Raw genomic sequence first — 18,211 nt, forward strand, 5'->3', positions numbered from 1 at the left:
TGAGGCGCCGCGTTTAAACGCGGCGCTTTCGCTTAGGCAGGATACAGCGCGCCTAAGATTCTAGGCCCCTTAGCCGCTGTTACGTCCGGGCAGTTACCCGGTATGCGCTCAACAAAACAATGTGCTAGCCAAGCAAATGCCATTGCTTCTACCCAGTCTGGCGAAACGCCAAGTGTGTCTGTGGTTGTAACGAGCGTTTCTGGTAAATGAGCAGAGAGTCGCTTAAGCAGAAACTCATTGTGAGCACCGCCGCCGCAGATAAATAGCTCGGCACATGTGGGTTGAGCCAGTCGCAGCGAATCACAGACAGAAATGGCGGTAAGCTCGGCCAGGGTTGCCTGAACATCGGCTACCGGTATCGCAGGAAGTACTGAGAGCTTTTGTTTTAACCAGCTTAAATTGAATAGCTCGCGCCCAGTACTTTTAGGCCCCTGTTTGGCAAAGAAAGGATCAGACAAAAAGGCATTAAGAAGCATGAATGAAATGGAGCCACTGGCAGCCCAGGAACCAAACTGGTCATAAGGATCGCCTTTGTGCTCGTTTATCCATGCATCCATCAATACATTACCTGGGCCGCAGTCGAAGCCTTCTATAGGGTGGCTGGGTGATAGCAATGTAATATTAGTAAAGCCGCCGATGTTAAGAATGGCTCGCTCTTTCGCCGGATCTCCAAATATGGCCGCGTGAAAAGCGGGGACGAGGGGAGCGCCTTGTCCACCAGCAGCAACATCCCGTCGACGAAAATCTGCAACAACATCAATCCCCGTCAGCTCTGCAAGAAGTGCCGGGTTACCGATCTGAATCGTGTAGCCATCAGATGGACTATGCCTGACTGTCTGCCCGTGACTACCAATCGCTCTGATATGCGAGGTCGATAGCTGCGCTTCGCTGAGGAGTTGCTCAATACCTTGAGCAGCCAAATGGACCCAATCCTGCTCAGCCAGTGCGGCACGTTCCAGTTCGTTGTCGCCAGCACTGCACAGCTCAAGAAGCTTATGTTTGAGGCTCGATGGCATCGGTACATAATGAGAGCCGATAAGCGTGCATCTATTAGCCGTTTGATCAATAAGGGTAATGTCCAGTCCGTCCAAGCTGGTACCAGACATTAGCCCTATATAAAGCGTCATACCTGTCAACGCTTGTTCATGGCAAGAAGGGTGGACTTTTCCTGGTCCATGCGGGCCATTAAAGGCTGGCTTTGGCTCAAGAAACGTTTCACCTCATTTTTTGCGATAGGATCAGCCATAGGTAGCTTTACGCCAAGCGGATCGACATGCGTACCATTAATGCGGAATTCATAGTGCAAATGAGGTCCCGTCGCGAGTCCTGTCATACCTACATATCCAATAACCTGTCCTTGCTTGACCTGTACGCCTGGTCGAATGCCTTGACCGAATTTGCTCATATGTCCATAAACAGTGCTGTAGCGCTGTCCGTGCTGGATTACTACAGCGTTTCCGTAACCACCCTTGCGCCCAGCTTCTACCACTTTGCCATCCCCTGTCGCATGGATAGGCGTACCGGTTGGTGCTGCGTAGTCCACACCCTTATGCGCACGAATCTTGCTCAGGACAGGATGGTAACGACCCAAGGAAAAGCGGGAGCTGATACGGGTAAACTCTACTGGAGTACGAATAAATGCCCTACGCATGCTGCTACCGTCAGCCGTGTAGTAATTCGTAGTGCCTTGCTTGCTGGTATAGCGGACTGCGGTAAAGGTTTTACCGCGGTTGGTGAAGCGCGCCGCTAGAATATTGCCGTTGCCGACACGCTTTCCATCGACCACCTTCTTTTCGTAGATGACCTCGAATTCGTCGCCTTCTCGTATATCCAGTGCGAAGTCAATATCATAGGCGAATACGTTGGCCAGTGACATGATCATGTCATGGGATAGGCCGGCGCGTCGGCCAGCTGTAAATAGAGAGCTATCAATAACGCCGCGTGCATAAGCCTTTTCAACATCAGGCTGCGCTATTTCACGCTTAAAGTCATAACCACCTTCAGCTTTGGAGATCGTGATGGTTTCCAAGGCGTTTGGCTTGCTTCGAAAGCCGAGCAGGTCACCGGTCTGAGATACCTTGAATTCGAGCTTTTGGCCTATGTGAATTCGGCTAAGGGCTTTGGCTTCTTTGTCGCTATTTAAAACGTCTTGCAGCACGTTTGCTGACAAACCGGCTGCCGAGAATAATGTGGAAAGCGTGTCGCCATTTTTAACAGTTTCGACTTTCCACTGAGGGTCAACTGAGGCAAGGCTTTCGGTAGAAGAGGGTTCCGCTGAGTTGGGTTCTTGAGCCGTTTCGGTTGACTCAGGAATATTGGCGAACGGACTTTCAGTTGCGGACGCTTCAGGCTCTGAGAGAGTGCTTAGCTGTCGAAGGTCATCCTTTTCTTGAATAATGCGCTCAGCACTATTCTGAATATCCATATTAACGAGCGTTTTCTTTGCCTCGACATCGCGAGAAGGAAACACCAGCAGAGCCAAACTCAGAAGCGCAGCGACCCCACCAGCAGCCAGGATATGGCTTTTAGGATACAACGGGCTTTTTGGAGTTGGTTGTGTCATGACGTAGCGGTGCTTTTGAGCATGAATAACTGCCTAAAATATAATCAAATAAAGTTCCGAACAACCCTTAATAATTTTCAATATGTGCCTGATAGGTAGATGTTTCTGGAAATCTTGTTTTTATCAGGTGATCTTGTATGGTTGCGCCATTAATTTAAGCGGGATTGGCTAATGAAATCGGTAGAAGAACAGTTAGCGCTGATCAAGCGTGGAGCTGACGAGCTTTTGGTTGAATCTGAGCTCATTACAAAGCTTGAGAAAGGGACTCCGTTGCGTATCAAAGCAGGCTTTGATCCTACAGCTCCAGACCTTCATCTAGGCCATACCGTTCTGATCAATAAGCTACGTCAATTCCAGGAGCTGGGTCATCAGGTCATTTTCCTGATTGGTGACTTCACAGGCATGATTGGCGATCCCAGTGGTAAAAGCACGACTCGTCCGCCGTTGACGCGTGACCAGGTTCTTGAAAACGCCGAAACCTATAAAGCACAGGTATTCAAGATATTGGATCCTGCGAAAACTGAAGTGGCGTTTAACTCTACTTGGATGGACAAGCTTACACCGGCTGACTTTATCCGCCTGGCGTCTCAGTACACGGTCGCACGCATGCTTGAGCGTGACGATTTCAGTAAGCGGTACGCGACTAATCAACCCATTGCCATTCATGAGTTCTTGTACCCCTTGGTTCAGGGTTATGACTCAGTTGCATTGAAAGCAGACGTCGAGCTTGGTGGAACTGATCAGAAATTCAATCTGTTAATGGGGCGCGAGTTGCAGCGTGCCTATGGCCAAGAGGCGCAGTCCATTCTCACCATGCCTTTGCTTGAGGGGCTGGATGGCGTCAAGAAGATGTCCAAGTCGCTTGGCAACTATATAGGTATCCAGGAAGCGCCTGGCGTTATGTACAATAAGATCGTTTCAATGCCTGACTCGCTGATGTGGCGATATTTTGAGCTTTTAAGCTTTAGGGCGATGAGTGAGATTGAAGCGTTTCGCCATGATGTGGAGGCGGGTGCCAATCCGCGCGATATCAAGATCAAGTTGGCCGAGGAGATCGTTGCCCGGTTCCATGGTGAGGAGGCAGCTGCTACCGCTCACCGTTCTGCTGGCAATCGCATGAAGGACGGCGAGCTACCAGAGGAAATTCCAGAGGTAACGTTAACGACTGCGGAGGATATGCCCGTAGCCGCAGTGCTCAATCGCGCAGGTCTGGTAAAGAACTCAGCTGCTGCACGTGATTTGCTGAACGCAGGTAGCGTAAAGGTTGATGGTGAAGTAGTAGATCGAAGCTTTGTCTTCAAGTTGGGTGCTACTCATGTTTGTCAGGCAGGCAAGAAGGCATTTGCCCGCATTGTTCTTAAAGCTGAGTAGTTCAAATAAAGCTTGACCTGTGAGCGGAGGGGCCTATAATGCGCCCCACTTCCGCTGCAACGGAACAGTAAAAGCCTTGTAGATCAATGGCTTAGCTGTTTAGTCAAGGTCAGGCCTCCGGTCTGGCAGAAGTGGAAAGAGGGAAGCGGTAGTTGACAAGCCCCTGGGCTTGTGTAGAATACGCCTCCCGCTGCCAGAACAGGTTTTCTGATCCGGCAGGTCCGGCAAGCGGTTCGGCTGGTTAGACCGGTTGAACAAAAAGCTTGACAGGACAAGAGGTTAGCGTAGAATGCGCGCCTCGGTTGAGACAAGGTCTTAACCAACCGCTCTTTAACAAGTTGAATCAAGCAATTCGTGTGGGTGCTTGTGCTGTAAGACTGATGGATCGACAAGATTATCAGCAAGACAAGTAACACTCGTGAATTCGAGAGTTTATTTGCGATTGCTGAGCCAAGTTTAGGGTTTTCTCAAAACCCGGATATGTTTGAACTGAAGAGTTTGATCATGGCTCAGATTGAACGCTGGCGGCAGGCCTAACACATGCAAGTCGAGCGGATGAGGAGAGCTTGCTCTCTGATTCAGCGGCGGACGGGTGAGTAATGCCTAGGAATCTGCCTGGTAGTGGGGGACAACGTTTCGAAAGGAACGCTAATACCGCATACGTCCTACGGGAGAAAGTGGGGGATCTTCGGACCTCACGCTATCAGATGAGCCTAGGTCGGATTAGCTAGTTGGTGGGGTAACGGCTCACCAAGGCGACGATCCGTAACTGGTCTGAGAGGATGATCAGTCACACTGGAACTGAGACACGGTCCAGACTCCTACGGGAGGCAGCAGTGGGGAATATTGGACAATGGGCGAAAGCCTGATCCAGCCATGCCGCGTGTGTGAAGAAGGCCCTCGGGTCGTAAAGCACTTTAAGCTGGGAGGAAGGGTTGTAACCTAATACGTTGCAGCTTTGACGTTACCAGCAGAATAAGCACCGGCTAACTCTGTGCCAGCAGCCGCGGTAATACAGAGGGTGCAAGCGTTAATCGGAATTACTGGGCGTAAAGCGCGCGTAGGTGGCTTGGTAAGTTGAATGTGAAATCCCCGGGCTCAACCTGGGAACTGCATCCAAAACTGCCTGGCTAGAGTACGGTAGAGGGTGGTGGAATTTCCTGTGTAGCGGTGAAATGCGTAGATATAGGAAGGAACACCAGTGGCGAAGGCGACCACCTGGACTGATACTGACACTGAGGTGCGAAAGCGTGGGGAGCAAACAGGATTAGATACCCTGGTAGTCCACGCCGTAAACGATGTCAACTAGCCGTTGGGGTCCTTGAGACTTTAGTGGCGCAGCTAACGCAATAAGTTGACCGCCTGGGGAGTACGGCCGCAAGGTTAAAACTCAAATGAATTGACGGGGGCCCGCACAAGCGGTGGAGCATGTGGTTTAATTCGAAGCAACGCGAAGAACCTTACCAGGCCTTGACATGCAGAGAACTTTCCAGAGATGGATTGGTGCCTTCGGGAACTCTGACACAGGTGCTGCATGGCTGTCGTCAGCTCGTGTCGTGAGATGTTGGGTTAAGTCCCGTAACGAGCGCAACCCTTGTCCTTAGTTACCAGCACATCATGGTGGGCACTCTAAGGAGACTGCCGGTGACAAACCGGAGGAAGGTGGGGATGACGTCAAGTCATCATGGCCCTTACGGCCTGGGCTACACACGTGCTACAATGGTCGGTACAAAGGGTTGCCAAACCGCGAGGTGGAGCTAATCCCATAAAACCGATCGTAGTCCGGATCGCAGTCTGCAACTCGACTGCGTGAAGTCGGAATCGCTAGTAATCGTGAATCAGAACGTCACGGTGAATACGTTCCCGGGCCTTGTACACACCGCCCGTCACACCATGGGAGTGGGTTGCACCAGAAGTAGCTAGTCTAACCTTCGGGAGGACGGTTACCACGGTGTGATTCATGACTGGGGTGAAGTCGTAACAAGGTAGCCGTAGGGGAACCTGCGGCTGGATCACCTCCTTAATCGATAGATCCCAGCTTTGGCATAAGCTCCCACACGAATTGCTTGATTCACTGAAATAAAGACGCGAGATGAGTCAAGACTCAAGCGTTAGACGATTGGGTCTGTAGCTCAGTTGGTTAGAGCGCACCCCTGATAAGGGTGAGGTCGGCAGTTCGAATCTGCCCAGACCCACCAATCGATGGGGCCATAGCTCAGCTGGGAGAGCGCCTGCTTTGCACGCAGGAGGTCAGGAGTTCGATCCTCCTTGGCTCCACCATCTAACACCGCGTTAAAGCTCAGAACTGAGTGCTTACCCCCCCCCCCCTAAGGGTTGGGTCGGAGCATTGACTTCTGAACTTTGTTTTCAGACTGTTCTTTAAAAATTTGGGTATGTGATAGAAGTACGAACACATAGGCTGTTTCACTGCAGACTATGTGGTCAAGGTAAATTTGCGAGTTCAAGCGCAAGTTTTCGGCGAATGTCGTGTTCCAAACCAAACATAACTTCAGATTCTTTGGGGTTATATGGTCAAGTGAATAAGCGCATACGGTGGATGCCTTGGCAGTCAGAGGCGATGAAAGACGTGATAGCCTGCGATAAGCTTCGGGGAGTCGGCAAATAGACTGTGATCCGGAGATCTCTGAATGGGGGAACCCACCTGACATAAGTCAGGTATCTCACACTGAATCCATAGGTGTGAGAGGCGAACCAGGGGAACTGAAACATCTAAGTACCCTGAGGAAAAGAAATCAACCGAGATTCCCTAAGTAGTGGCGAGCGAACGGGGACTAGCCCTTAAGCTCAATTGATTTTAACCGAACGCTCTGGAAAGTGCGGCCATAGTGGGTGATAGCCCCGTAGGTGAAAGGATCTTTTGAGTGAAATCGAGTAGGACGGCGCACGTGAAACGTTGTCTGAATATGGGGGGACCATCCTCCAAGGCTAAATACTACTGACTGACCGATAGTGAACCAGTACCGTGAGGGAAAGGCGAAAAGAACCCCGGAGAGGGGAGTGAAATAGAACCTGAAACCGTATGCGTACAAGCAGTGGGAGCCCACTTTGTTGGGTGACTGCGTACCTTTTGTATAATGGGTCAGCGACTTATATTCAGTGGCAAGCTTAACCGTATAGGGAAGGCGTAGCGAAAGCGAGTCTTAATAGGGCGTTTTAGTCGCTGGGTATAGACCCGAAACCGGGCGATCTATCCATGAGCAGGTTGAAGGTTAGGTAACACTGACTGGAGGACCGAACCCACTTCCGTTGAAAAGGCAGGGGATGACTTGTGGATCGGAGTGAAAGGCTAATCAAGCTCGGAGATAGCTGGTTCTCCTCGAAAGCTATTTAGGTAGCGCCTCATGTATCACTCTGGGGGGTAGAGCACTGTTTCGGCTAGGGGGTCATCCCGACTTACCAAACCGATGCAAACTCCGAATACCCAGAAGTGCAAGCATGGGAGACACACGGCGGGTGCTAACGTCCGTCGTGAAAAGGGAAACAACCCAGACCGTCAGCTAAGGTCCCAAAGTTGTAGTTAAGTGGTAAACGATGTGGGAAGGCTTAGACAGCTAGGAGGTTGGCTTAGAAGCAGCCACCCTTTAAAGAAAGCGTAATAGCTCACTAGTCGAGTCGGCCTGCGCGGAAGATGTAACGGGGCTCAAACTACACACCGAAGCTACGGGTTCATCGCAAGATGAGCGGTAGAGGAGCGTTCTGTAAGCCTGTGAAGGTGAGTTGAGAAGCTTGCTGGAGGTATCAGAAGTGCGAATGCTGACATGAGTAACGACAATGCGAGTGAAAAACTCGCACGCCGAAAGACCAAGGGTTCCTGCGCAACGTTAATCGACGCAGGGTGAGTCGACCCCTAAGGCGAGGCTGAAAGGCGTAGTCGATGGGAAACAGGTTAATATTCCTGTACTTCTAATTACTGCGATGGGGGGACGGAGAAGGCTAGGCCAGCTTGGCGTTGGTTGTCCAAGTTTAAGGCGGTAGGCTGACTGTTTAGGTAAATCCGGACAGTTAAGGCCGAGAGCTGATGACGACTCTTCTTATGAAGAGGAAGTGGTTGATGCCATGCTTCCAGGAAAAGCCTCTAAGCTTCAGGTAATTAGAAATCGTACCCCAAACCGACACAGGTGGTCGGGTAGAGAATACCAAGGCGCTTGAGAGAACTCGGGTGAAGGAACTAGGCAAAATGGCACCGTAACTTCGGGAGAAGGTGCGCCGGTGAGGGTGAAGGACTTGCTCCGTAAGCCCATGCCGGTCGAAGATACCAGGCCGCTGCGACTGTTTATTAAAAACACAGCACTCTGCAAACACGAAAGTGGACGTATAGGGTGTGACGCCTGCCCGGTGCCGGAAGGTTAATTGATGGGGTTAGCGCAAGCGAAGCTCTTGATCGAAGCCCCGGTAAACGGCGGCCGTAACTATAACGGTCCTAAGGTAGCGAAATTCCTTGTCGGGTAAGTTCCGACCTGCACGAATGGCGTAACGATGGCGGCGCTGTCTCCACCCGAGACTCAGTGAAATTGAAATCGCTGTGAAGATGCAGTGTATCCGCGGCTAGACGGAAAGACCCCGTGAACCTTTACTGTAGCTTTGCACTGGACTTTGAGCCTGCTTGTGTAGGATAGGTGGGAGGCTTTGAAGCGAGGACGCCAGTTCTCGTGGAGCCATCCTTGAAATACCACCCTGGCATGCTTGAGGTTCTAACTCTGGTCCGTTATCCGGATCGAGGACAGTGTATGGTGGGCAGTTTGACTGGGGCGGTCTCCTCCTAAAGAGTAACGGAGGAGTACGAAGGTGCGCTCAGACCGGTCGGAAATCGGTCGCAGAGTATAAAGGCAAAAGCGCGCTTGACTGCGAGACAGACACGTCGAGCAGGTACGAAAGTAGGTCTTAGTGATCCGGTGGTTCTGTATGGAAGGGCCATCGCTCAACGGATAAAAGGTACTCCGGGGATAACAGGCTGATACCGCCCAAGAGTTCATATCGACGGCGGTGTTTGGCACCTCGATGTCGGCTCATCACATCCTGGGGCTGAAGCCGGTCCCAAGGGTATGGCTGTTCGCCATTTAAAGTGGTACGCGAGCTGGGTTTAGAACGTCGTGAGACAGTTCGGTCCCTATCTGCCGTGGACGTTTGAGATTTGAGAGGGGCTGCTCCTAGTACGAGAGGACCGGAGTGGACGAACCTCTGGTGTTCCGGTTGTCACGCCAGTGGCATTGCCGGGTAGCTATGTTCGGAAAAGATAACCGCTGAAAGCATCTAAGCGGGAAACTTGCCTCAAGATGAGATCTCACTGGAGCCTTGAGCTTCCTAAAGGGCCGTTGAAGACTACAACGTTGATAGGTCGGGTGTGTAAGCGCTGTGAGGCGTTGAGCTAACCGATACTAATTGCCCGTGAGGCTTGACCATATAACACCCAAACAATCTGTTGTTTGGTAAAGACCAGCCGAAAGCTTGGTTGAACCGCAAATACCGATCACATACCCATTCGGGGAAACGACTAGACACCGGTTCCCCACCCGAATTGCTTGACGACCATAGAGCGTTGGAACCACCTGATCCCTTTCCGAACTCAGAAGTGAAACGATGCATCGCCGATGGTAGTGTGGGGTTTCCCCATGTGAGAGTAGGTCATCGTCAAGCACCTATACCCAAAACCCCCAGGCCTAACCGCCCGGGGGTTTTGCTTTTGTGGCAGGAAAACTTCCAATATGCTGCTTATCACTGCCAGAATGATCGGCTGATGAATATATTTATCAGGTAATCTAGGCCGATGTCAGATCTTCTTAATCCACATATATCACATGATCCTGATACGTTGATCGCTTGTCCTGAGTGTGATCTTTTAATGCAAAAGGTCACACTAGCAGTAGAAACTGAGCACAAGATATTGTGCTCAAGATGCGGCTATGAGCTTTATCACTTTAAAAGGCGAGTGGTTGACAAGGGGCTCGCTTTGGTCGTGACTGCTTTGCTGCTTTTTATGCCTGCTAATTTCCTGCCCATCATGAAGCTTAAAATGTTCGGGCAACAGACATGTGACACTGTCTGGAGTGCAGTCATAGCGCTCTATAAAGCAGACATGACGATCATTGCTTCACTTGTACTCTCGTGTAGCCTATTTATTCCTCTCATTAAACTGATTTGTCAGTTGTTGGTCCTTATCAGCCTTAAGCGACCTTCAATCAGATCAACAGATATCTTATTGCTAAGGTGCTATCAGCATCTTCGTGAGTGGGGAATGTGGGAGATCTACTTGTTAGGCATCCTGGTTGCGATGGTCAAAGTTGGCGATGTAGCCGAATTAAGTCTGGGTGTGGGTTTGTTTTGCTTTACGGCTCTACTGCTTATCCAGGTCTGGCTGGACTCGCTTATGTCACCCCAGCAGTTATGGCAGGAAATAGAGGTGGAGTCTGGTCATGCGGGCCGTTGATCAAGGCCTATGGGTATGCCGTGAATGTCATAAGTTAAACAAGCCTGCCAACTCTTGCAGTCGTTGCGGAGCGGCTCTTTACCTCCGTGTTCCCAGGAGCATATCGAGGAGCTGGGCGCTACTGGTTGCCGCCGCTATCTGTTATGTTCCGGCAAACCTTTTGCCCATCATGACGGTGAGCTATCTTGGCAAGGGCGAACCGTCAACCATCATCTCTGGCATCATTGACTTGATTAACAACGGGATGATTCCTATTGCTGCAGTTGTCTTTGTCGCCAGCATTGTTGTTCCAACATTCAAACTTATTGGACTGGCCTGGCTGTTGATTTCCGTCCAGCGCAAAAGAGCAATGCGCGCTCGGCAACGCATGTTTCTGTTCCGTTTTATCGAGTGGATTGGACGCTGGTCCATGCTTGATATCTTCGTAATCGCAATTTTGGTAACCCTGGTCAATTTCGGCAATTTTGCCAACGTGGATGCCAATCCCGGCGCGATCGCTTTCGCAGCTGTAGTAATTTTGACCATGCTTGCTGCAAAGACTTTTGATCCTCGATTGATCTGGGATCACGCCTGCTCAGAGAATAACGATGAGTGATTTGCCCCAGCCTGTAATACGTCCTGCCTCACGTTGGTCTGCCCTTTGGGTGTTACCACTGATTGCCTTGGCCATTGCTGCCTGGTTGGGGTGGAAGGCTTATAACGAGTCTGGAACGCAAGCCACGATCCGCTTTGATGATGGGGAAGGTATTAGTGTTGATCGAACAGAGGTGCTTTATAAAGGTATCTCTCTGGGTAAGGTAAGTCACATCAAGGTCACAGAGGATAGCCGGGGAGTTATCGCTACGATCAATATCAACAAGGATGCCGAGAAATACCTGCGTTCTGAAACACGTTTCTGGCTGGTGAAACCCCGCGTGTCGTTAGCAGGTGTAACCGGCTTGGAAACCCTTGTCTCTGGGCAGTACATTGCAATTCAGCCTGGCGGCGGAGAGGCTGCACGGGATTTTGTGGCATTGCGCGATCCTCCACCATTAACCAGTAATTTGCCCGGCCTGCACCTTACGCTCAAAGCCGAACGATTAGGTTCTCTTATACAGGGTAGCCCTGTCTATTACAGGCAGCTGGAAGTTGGGCAGGTAGAAGGGTATCAGCTAGGCAGCGATCCTCGAGTTGTCGAGGTCAAGCTTCATGTCCGTGAAGAATATGCGCACCTTGTCCGCAAACATACCCGCTTTTATAACGCCAGCGGTATCAGTGTTTCCGGTGGGCTTGACGGCTTCAAGGTGCATAGTGAGTCGATCGTAAGTCTTGCGGCGGGCGGGATTGCCTTCTTCACGCCTGGAAACCATGAAGACAGTCCACCTACCAATAGCTCTCCTTTCAAGCTGTATAGCGATTATGAGGCTGCCGAGGCGGGTTACAAGGTGGTTCTGCATGTGCGCGACGTTGCAGGGCTGAATCCGGGACGCACGCCTGTCATGTTCAATGGTGTGCAAGTAGGTACCATGAGAGCCTTGAGCATGAATGAGGACTATACTGGTGCTACTGCCGAGTTGATGATGGATCCTCGCACCGAATCGCTCATGAATGCGGGCAGTGAGTTCTGGACGGTCAAGCCTTCGATTTCACTGGCAGGCGTAACGGGAATCGAGGCCTTGGTAAAAGGAAATTACCTTGCCGTGCGGTTTGCCAAGCACGGACGTCCCGCTCGCGAGTTCACGATTCGTTCCAAAGCGCCTCCATTGAACACGGATGCGCCTGGTCTGCACTTGGTTCTGTTCAGTGATCGTTTGAATTCAATTGATATTGGAAGCCCGATTCTCTATCGGCAAATGCAAGTGGGAAGCGTGCAAAGCTATCAGCTGTCTCGCGATCAACAGAGGGTTGTTATCGGTATACATGTCGAGCCTGAATACGCGTCTCTTATCAACTCTTCAACTCGCTTTTGGAATGCCAGCGGCGTGACGCTTACCGGTAATCTAAATGGTGTTCAGGTCAAAAGCGAGTCGCTGCAAACGTTGATTGCTGGCGGGATTGCATTTTCTACGCCGGATCTAAAAGCCAAACGTGTAGGTGATGCACATCGTTTTTCGCTGTTCAAGGATCAGGATGAGGCGATACGTAAAGGCACACTGATTGAGCTGCGTATGGATAACGGCGAAGGCATGAAGCCTGGAACTCCACTTAATTTCCGTGGTTTGAAGGTGGGGCAGGTAGAAGATGTCGAGCTGGCAGATGATTTGGCAAGTGTAAGGGTCAAGGTTCGCGTGACCGACGCGGAAGACCGTATTGCCAGCTCGGGTGCTCAATTCTGGGTGGTAAAGCCCGAACTGGGGCTCTTGAGAACGGAGAATCTTGGTACGCTGGTAACCGGACGCTATATCGAAGTCTCACCAGCTGCTCGTGTAGGTGTCGCCAAGACCCGTTTCGATGTTCTACCCGAGCCACCTAACACGTTGGACAAAGAGCCGGGGCTGCATCTGGTCCTCAGCGCTTCTCGACGTGGTTCGCTTAAGCCAGGCGTTGAGGTGAGCTATAAGGAAATACCGGTAGGCAAGGTTACGCGCCTGGAGTTGAGTAGCGAGGCCAACCGTGTACTGGTACATATTCTGATCGAGCCACGTTATGCTCCTTTAATACATGCCGGAACGCGGTTCTGGAATGCGAGTGGTGTTGCGGTGGATGCCAGCCTGTTTAGAGGTGTGAAGCTACGCAGCAATTCGTTTGAGGCTCTTCTAGAAGGCGGAATTGCCTTTGCCACGCCTGAACAGGATATGGGTAAACAGGCCCTGCCAGGCCAGACGTTTGTTCTGTTTGATGAAGTAGAGCCTGAGTGGCAGGGCTGGTCGCCGAAGATCAAATTGGGTAACGCAAATTAAGAGGAACAGGCCTAAGCCTGTTCCTCTTCAAGCGTCTCCGTTATTGCAGGCGCGGCCGATTCTTCCTTGCGGTGAATGTATTTCCAGTCATCCTCATCGATATAAATACCATTCGGACTGCTGCCGCCCTCAAGGTCTATCGCCACGTGGGCGGCTACCTGAGGCTTTACGCTGGCCAGGATGGGCACAAAGCCTAGCTGGCGGCTCGTCTCGATCAGGGCCATCTGATTGCGTTCGTCAATGTCCGCGGCTTCGTCGAGATAGTAGGGCAGACGTATGCGGCTGGCTTGTTCACGATCCATCAAGTGCAGGAGCAGGTACATGTTGGTCAGTGCCTTGATGGTCATGGTCGTGCCGTTTGAGGCTGCACCGTCAATATCGGTATGAATGATCGGTTGGCCACCGACCTTGGTAATTTCAAAGGCCAGTTCGAACAGATCTTTCAGGCCCAGCTGGTTATGGTTGGCTGCAACCAGGCGAGCAAGATATTCCTTGGCCTCTTCGTTCTTGGCGTCCTGCTCGGCGCTTTGGGTAAGATCGAAAACAGAAAGCGTTTCGCCCTCTTCATATTGGCTTGCGCTGTGAATGATCTGATCGATGTGCTTGAGCGCGTCCTTGTTTGGCGCGAGAGCAATGCGAAAGCTTTCCAGGTTCGAAACCTGACGGCGGTTGATTTCTCGGTTGAAGAGTCCCAGCTGATGCTCCAGGTTGTCGTAGTCGTTACGGATGTTACGCAGCGTACGGGCAATATCGGTCACAGCGGCGCGACGAGCTTTGGCCAGCGTCAGTGCTTCGTCCTGGCGATGGGCGTAGGCATTGACGAGTAGGGTCAGTCGGCGCTCCGGGTCGTCTTCGTTGTCAAACTTGGCGACTCCTTTGAGGCGAACCTGGGCATAGAGGGCGTCGATTTGTGTATCGATACGCTGCAAGGCTTGCCAGGTGTCTTGATAGTCGTTAAGCAGGGGCAGCAGGTTATCCAGCGAGTCATCCACTGATTCCATGAAGGGAATTCCCTGGGGAAGATCGCTAGGAAGAAGCTGCCGGCGACGCAGAGAGTCGTCCAGGGTACGTTGCTTGGCTTCCAGATCGGCCAGTTGGCGTGCGATCAGCTGAAGCTTTACGGAAACCTGCTGAACACGTTCAGTAAATGCATCGCTTGAGCGCTTGAGCTCGTCCTGGGAGGCTTCGAGTTGAGCCAGCTGCTCGAGTTTTTCATCCTCCTGGGCAGCAAGGGTTTGATAGCGACGGAAGTCTTCCAGAGCTTTTTGAGCATCCAGTACTTCCTGATAGAGCTTATCGGACTGCGCCTTGCTCAAGACGCGATCAGCGGCAACGGCTTGTTGGGTCTTGAGCTGCTTGAGTTCGCGTTCCAGACGATCACGCTGGTCGCGTAGTGCAGCGCGGTCAGCCAACGCCTGCAAGGTTGGAGGATCAATGGATGAAAGGTCTATCGAGAGGCCTGGAGCCTCGAAGCGATCCCCGTTGAAGCCATCAAGTACAGTGCTAAGTGTCTTTATCCATTGGGTATCATCCAGACGGATGCCCTGTTCACCCAAAGGCAGGCTGAACAATGCGCCATTAAACAGGCGCATCAGCCGATCAACATCCTGCTGCGAAAACTCCTCACGTAGGCGCGCATAGCTGTTGTTATCCGCGTGATCCAATTGCTGAGCGATCGATTTAAGACGCCTTTCAAGGTCACGGACACGCTCGTCAAGATCGCCACTGCTGAACTGTCTTGACTGGGATAGGGCGCCGGCCAGCTCATCATGCGCGTCTTTGGCAGTCATGAGGTTCTGCTCGAGCTGAGCGGCAGATTCAACCAGGGTAAAGCGGTTCTTCAGGGCGGCCATCTCACCCAGCCAACGCTGGATCTCGCTGAGCTGGCGCTCCAGACGCATCATTTCCTGGGTACTGTTACGCTGAGTGTTCTGCAGGCGATCTTGTTCGCTGCGCAAGTGTTCGGCCTGGCTGACCAGCTCATCGCGGCGATCTTCGGAATAGGTTTGCCACGCACCGAGAAGTGCATCCAGCAACGGCGAAAGGCGGTGCAGTTTACCGCGCAGCCGTTCGCGTTGCTGAACACCATTGGCCAGGGCTTCTATCAGCGGGCCGGCTGCAACCAGAGCCTGATAGTCCTGTTCCATACGACGTACGTCGCGGAAGGCTTCTTCAGTGGCGGCGATATAGTCGACACTGCCGGAGCGCAGGCTGTGCTCGAAGGCATCGAGGAATAACTGCTTGAGCTTGGCCGCCGTGATTTCACGCATGTGAAGCAGGTTGATAAACAAGGCCCGGAAGGTCTTGAGGCTTTGTTCACTGGTGGAGCGCAGAGGGATCAGCGTCAGGTCCAGAGGAATGGAGGTATGGCCGCCAACCAGAAGACGCCTTAGCTCCTCGGGTTTGACCTCGTAAGCCTTGATGCCTTCTCGCTCCAGATTCTTGAACAGCTCGCGTTGTCTTAGGCAGGTGCCGTTTTTCTGGTAGTGAGCCAGATCCAGCTCGCCAGCGTAAGCAAAGAACTGATGACCAAAACCGCCTCCCGGCCCTCGGCCTACTACACCAATCACATGGGGTCCGTGGGGCAGGGAAAGCTCTACCAGGATGTAACTGGTGTCGGTAGCGAAGTAGAACTTGCGTGATTGCTCGAGGTTGTACTTGCCAAAGCTCATGTCAGACATGCGCGCCAGGATAGGAAACTGAAGCGCATTGATTGAGGCGCTCTTGCCCAGGTTGTTGGCGCCGTAGACTGACAACGGATGTTCAAGCGGAAAAAGCCCCAAGCTGTAACCCGCTGTATTGAGCAGGGCAAAGCGGCGGATGCCGTAACGGGTCAGGCTCATGCGTCGGTCTCCTGGTAAGCGCGTTCTTCTGCGACGGCTCGGGCCAGCTCGTCCTCCTCATCAAGTGTCGTCAAGGCGTCGATATCGTCATCAAGCAATTCGGGGGCGGGCAAGGGCAGATCACTGTGGAGCGTGGCGGCCAGATCCCGGTCCTGCTGAACTGCCAGGCAGACGTCCAAAAAGCGGTGCATGGGCGGTAGGAAGCGATAGATACCATTGTCTTCCGAAGCAAAGCCAAGCTGGGTCAGGCGGCGCAGAATTTTTTCCTCCAGCTCATCTTGCGTTTGTACTTCAGCCTGCAGGAACAGGTCTCGGTACTTTTCCAACAGGGCCGGCAATTCGTCACGACCTAAGCTGCCGCCATCCAGAACGCTGAGCGGATCACGACCCTGATCCGCCAGATGCTCGACCATGATGAACGTGAACAGCGCCAAGCGCTGGGCCGTCTTGTTTACCTGGGCGCCCATTTGTTCAGGCACGAAGTAATAAAAACCACGTGTATCGCAAACAAGCTCGAAGCCCAGCGCCTTGAAGAGGGTTCGATAGGCATCCTGAAGGTTGGACAGTTGTGCGTATAGCTCGGGCTCGCGGCGGCTGATATGAAAGCCCTTGAGCAGCTCGCGGAAAATCGGCGCAAGCAAGGAGAGTTCAGTTAAATCAATGTGCATGAGTGGTGCTCGCAGTATCTCGGGCGGAGAGGGCGAAAGAGCACAGGCTGACCTGGTGCTCGGCAGTATCGTAATCACGGCGCGGCAGACGCTCGCGCTGGAAGCGGCTGTCGCGGGAGAGACGAGAGAACCAGTACAGGAGCTCGTCGGTGGCGCCTTCAGGCTCCTGTTCGAGTAGCCAGATCATGAGGTCCGGCATAGGCAGGGCATTTTCGCAGCGATCCAGCATTTCACGGGCGGTACGAGGTGCCTTGGGCTTCGTGGTTTCCTTGCGTGACTCGCTTGCCTTGGGAAATTGCGCTGGCTTGGGCTCGAAGCGTGCCAGGGCGTATACATAGCTTTCCACCTGAGCGGCTGTACCCAGGAAGACGCTCTGGGGGCGACTGAAGAGGGGAATAGCTGTCTGCGGAACGGCATCCAGACCTTTACGGCGTATAGCGGCCAACGCCAGGGCCGCGCCACGAGTAATGGCATTGTGGCGGCGGGCTTCTTCACGTAGCGGCAGTAGCAGCTCACGTGCACGGCGCAGCGAGAGTTGGGCCGTTGTCTGCATTTCAAGGATTCGGGCATGGGTGCGCAGCAGCAGATCATCATCGACCAGCTTTCCTAGGCGATGTTGCTCACCCATCAGGCGTAACAGGACGTGCTCGACCCGATTGACGCCTTTCTCGAAGATGCCATCGGCCGAGACGAGCTGAATCATGGGTTCGACATATTCGTCCCAGGTAGCCAGGACTTCGGCGTAACGCTGGCGCAACGGGATCTGACGATCACTGGTCTTGGCCCGCTCGGCGACCCCTACAAGGGCGTGCTCGTCGTTACTCAGCTTTTTCAGGACGTCCCGTACACGCATATCCAAAAGGCGCAGCTGTCGGGCCAGCTCATTGCTGTCTCGTGCTTCGAAAGCGTCCTGGATATGAGCGGCAAGCCGTTCCAGGTGGCGCAGGTAGGCTTCTATTTCAAGGCATAGACCCAGGCGGTGTTCGCGGCGCAGGTAGGCCAGGAAATCATGAATCTGTGCGTTAAGCTCGAAACGGTTGGGGCTCTTGGCAACCGGGACCAGAATATCCAGGCGGATCCACGCATCGAGTAGTGCCGTGATATCGGCTGGCGTGCTGTCAGGTAGCTGGGCTCCAAGCCGAGTGCGGAGTTCTACAAGGCTCAGCGTGCCGCTGTCGAAGTGCTCGCACAGTGGGTCCAGCTGCGCCCAATGTTCGGCAAGTGCGCGAAGAACGCGCTTGGGATCGATCATGACGGGGCCGTTTGCACAAAAGAGTCAATTGTACTGTATGGCCCTAGGCTAAAGGATCAGCTTTGACATGTGGTCGGCCAGTTTGCGTAATGAGTACGCTTTGGCCTTTCCGTCAGGTAGCAAGGCGCGCGATAATTGGTCTTTTTACAGCGTCCGCTGCGGCGCTGATCTATGATGAGCCGTATGACTT

At 52.6% G+C, this 18,211-nt stretch carries 9 protein-coding genes, 2 tRNA genes and 3 rRNA genes; 9 read left to right on the forward strand and 5 right to left on the reverse strand.

The genetic code is table 11. The features are described 5' to 3' along the window. Nucleotides 1-32: 32 nt before the first annotated feature. Both EAW52_RS04020 and EAW52_RS04025 read right to left on the reverse strand, forming a co-directional pair. Nucleotides 33-1,127 carry an anhydro-N-acetylmuramic acid kinase gene (locus tag EAW52_RS04020; protein WP_122044714.1) on the reverse strand — a complete coding sequence of 365 codons (1,095 nt, stop codon included), beginning with the start codon at nt 1,125-1,127 and terminating at the stop codon, nt 33-35. 5 nt (nt 1,128-1,132) lie between these two features. Further along, nucleotides 1,133-2,563 carry a peptidoglycan DD-metalloendopeptidase family protein gene (locus EAW52_RS04025; protein ID WP_122041496.1) on the reverse strand — a complete coding sequence of 477 codons (1,431 nt, stop codon included), beginning with the start codon at nt 2,561-2,563 and terminating at the stop codon, nt 1,133-1,135. Between the two features lie 171 nt (nt 2,564-2,734). Here EAW52_RS04025 and tyrS point away from each other — a divergent pair, with 171 nt between their 5' ends. The 9 genes from tyrS to EAW52_RS04070 all read left to right on the forward strand — a co-directional run bounded on the left by tyrS (nt 2,735) and on the right by EAW52_RS04070 (nt 13,258). After that, nucleotides 2,735-3,934: a tyrosine--tRNA ligase gene (gene tyrS / locus EAW52_RS04030; protein WP_122041497.1), complete on the forward strand. Its 1,200-nt coding sequence runs from the start codon at nt 2,735-2,737 to the stop codon at nt 3,932-3,934. A gap of 486 nt (nt 3,935-4,420) precedes the next feature. Beyond that, nucleotides 4,421-5,957, forward strand: a 16S ribosomal RNA gene (locus EAW52_RS04035). A gap of 98 nt (nt 5,958-6,055) precedes the next feature. Beyond that, nucleotides 6,056-6,132 (forward strand) — tRNA-Ile (locus EAW52_RS04040). A gap of 6 nt (nt 6,133-6,138) precedes the next feature. Beyond that, a tRNA-Ala gene (locus EAW52_RS04045) sits at nt 6,139-6,214 on the forward strand. A gap of 250 nt (nt 6,215-6,464) precedes the next feature. Then, nucleotides 6,465-9,355: ribosomal RNA gene (locus tag EAW52_RS04050) — 23S ribosomal RNA — on the forward strand. Nucleotides 9,356-9,473: 118 nt separating this feature from the next. Continuing rightward, nucleotides 9,474-9,589 (forward strand): 5S ribosomal RNA (gene rrf, locus EAW52_RS04055). Together the 16S, 23S and 5S rRNA genes with 2 tRNA genes alongside form the textbook arrangement of a ribosomal RNA operon. Nucleotides 9,590-9,719: 130 nt before the next feature. Then, nucleotides 9,720-10,379 carry a paraquat-inducible protein A gene (locus EAW52_RS04060; RefSeq protein ID WP_122041498.1) on the forward strand — a complete coding sequence of 220 codons (660 nt, stop codon included), beginning with the start codon at nt 9,720-9,722 and terminating at the stop codon, nt 10,377-10,379. After that, on the forward strand, nt 10,366-10,974 hold the full coding sequence (locus EAW52_RS04065) for a paraquat-inducible protein A (protein WP_122041499.1): 609 nt from the start codon (nt 10,366-10,368) through the stop codon (nt 10,972-10,974). The genes EAW52_RS04060 and EAW52_RS04065 overlap by 14 nt, the downstream gene beginning before the upstream one ends. After that, nucleotides 10,967-13,258, forward strand: coding sequence for a PqiB family protein (locus EAW52_RS04070; RefSeq protein WP_122041500.1), 2,292 nt, complete (start codon nt 10,967-10,969; stop codon nt 13,256-13,258). The genes EAW52_RS04065 and EAW52_RS04070 overlap by 8 nt, the downstream gene beginning before the upstream one ends. A gap of 11 nt (nt 13,259-13,269) precedes the next feature. Here EAW52_RS04070 and mksF read toward each other — a convergent pair whose 3' ends face one another. From mksF to mksB, 3 genes are read right to left on the reverse strand one after another with little or no spacing between them, the layout of a single operon-like run. Next, nucleotides 13,270-16,101, reverse strand: a complete 2,832-nt coding sequence (gene mksF, locus EAW52_RS04075; RefSeq protein ID WP_122041501.1) for an Mks condensin complex protein MksF — start codon at nt 16,099-16,101, stop codon at nt 13,270-13,272. Further along, the gene (gene mksE / locus EAW52_RS04080) at nt 16,098-16,769 is read right to left on the reverse strand and encodes an Mks condensin complex protein MksE (RefSeq protein ID WP_010795947.1); all 672 of its coding nucleotides are present in this window, start codon (nt 16,767-16,769) and stop codon (nt 16,098-16,100) included. Before mksE ends, mksF begins: the two co-directional genes overlap by 4 nt. Next, nucleotides 16,759-18,021 (reverse strand): Mks condensin complex protein MksB, encoded by a 1,263-nt coding sequence (gene mksB / locus EAW52_RS04085; protein ID WP_122041502.1) that lies wholly within the window; start codon nt 18,019-18,021, stop codon nt 16,759-16,761. Before mksB ends, mksE begins: the two co-directional genes overlap by 11 nt. Between the last annotated feature and the right edge of the window lie 190 nt (nt 18,022-18,211).

This window comes from Pseudomonas sp. LTJR-52 (assembly GCF_003691465.1).
Lineage (GTDB): Bacteria > Pseudomonadota > Gammaproteobacteria > Pseudomonadales > Pseudomonadaceae > Chryseomonas > Chryseomonas luteola.

What these genes read in the sequence shown, in the direction of transcription:
- EAW52_RS04020 (WP_122044714.1), bottom strand. Translation starts at nt 1,127, where the DNA reads ATGACGCTTTATATAGGGCTAATGTCTGGTACCAGCTTGGACGGACTG.
- EAW52_RS04025 (WP_122041496.1), bottom strand. Translation starts at nt 2,563, where the DNA reads ATGACACAACCAACTCCAAAAAGCCCGTTGTATCCTAAAAGCCATATC.
- tyrS (WP_122041497.1), top strand. Translation starts at nt 2,735, where the DNA reads ATGAAATCGGTAGAAGAACAGTTAGCGCTGATCAAGCGTGGAGCTGAC.
- EAW52_RS04060 (WP_122041498.1), top strand. Translation starts at nt 9,720, where the DNA reads ATGTCAGATCTTCTTAATCCACATATATCACATGATCCTGATACGTTG.
- EAW52_RS04065 (WP_122041499.1), top strand. Translation starts at nt 10,366, where the DNA reads ATGCGGGCCGTTGATCAAGGCCTATGGGTATGCCGTGAATGTCATAAG.
- EAW52_RS04070 (WP_122041500.1), top strand. Translation starts at nt 10,967, where the DNA reads ATGAGTGATTTGCCCCAGCCTGTAATACGTCCTGCCTCACGTTGGTCT.
- mksF (WP_122041501.1), bottom strand. Translation starts at nt 16,101, where the DNA reads ATGAGCCTGACCCGTTACGGCATCCGCCGCTTTGCCCTGCTCAATACA.
- mksE (WP_010795947.1), bottom strand. Translation starts at nt 16,769, where the DNA reads ATGCACATTGATTTAACTGAACTCTCCTTGCTTGCGCCGATTTTCCGC.
- mksB (WP_122041502.1), bottom strand. Translation starts at nt 18,021, where the DNA reads ATGATCGATCCCAAGCGCGTTCTTCGCGCACTTGCCGAACATTGGGCG.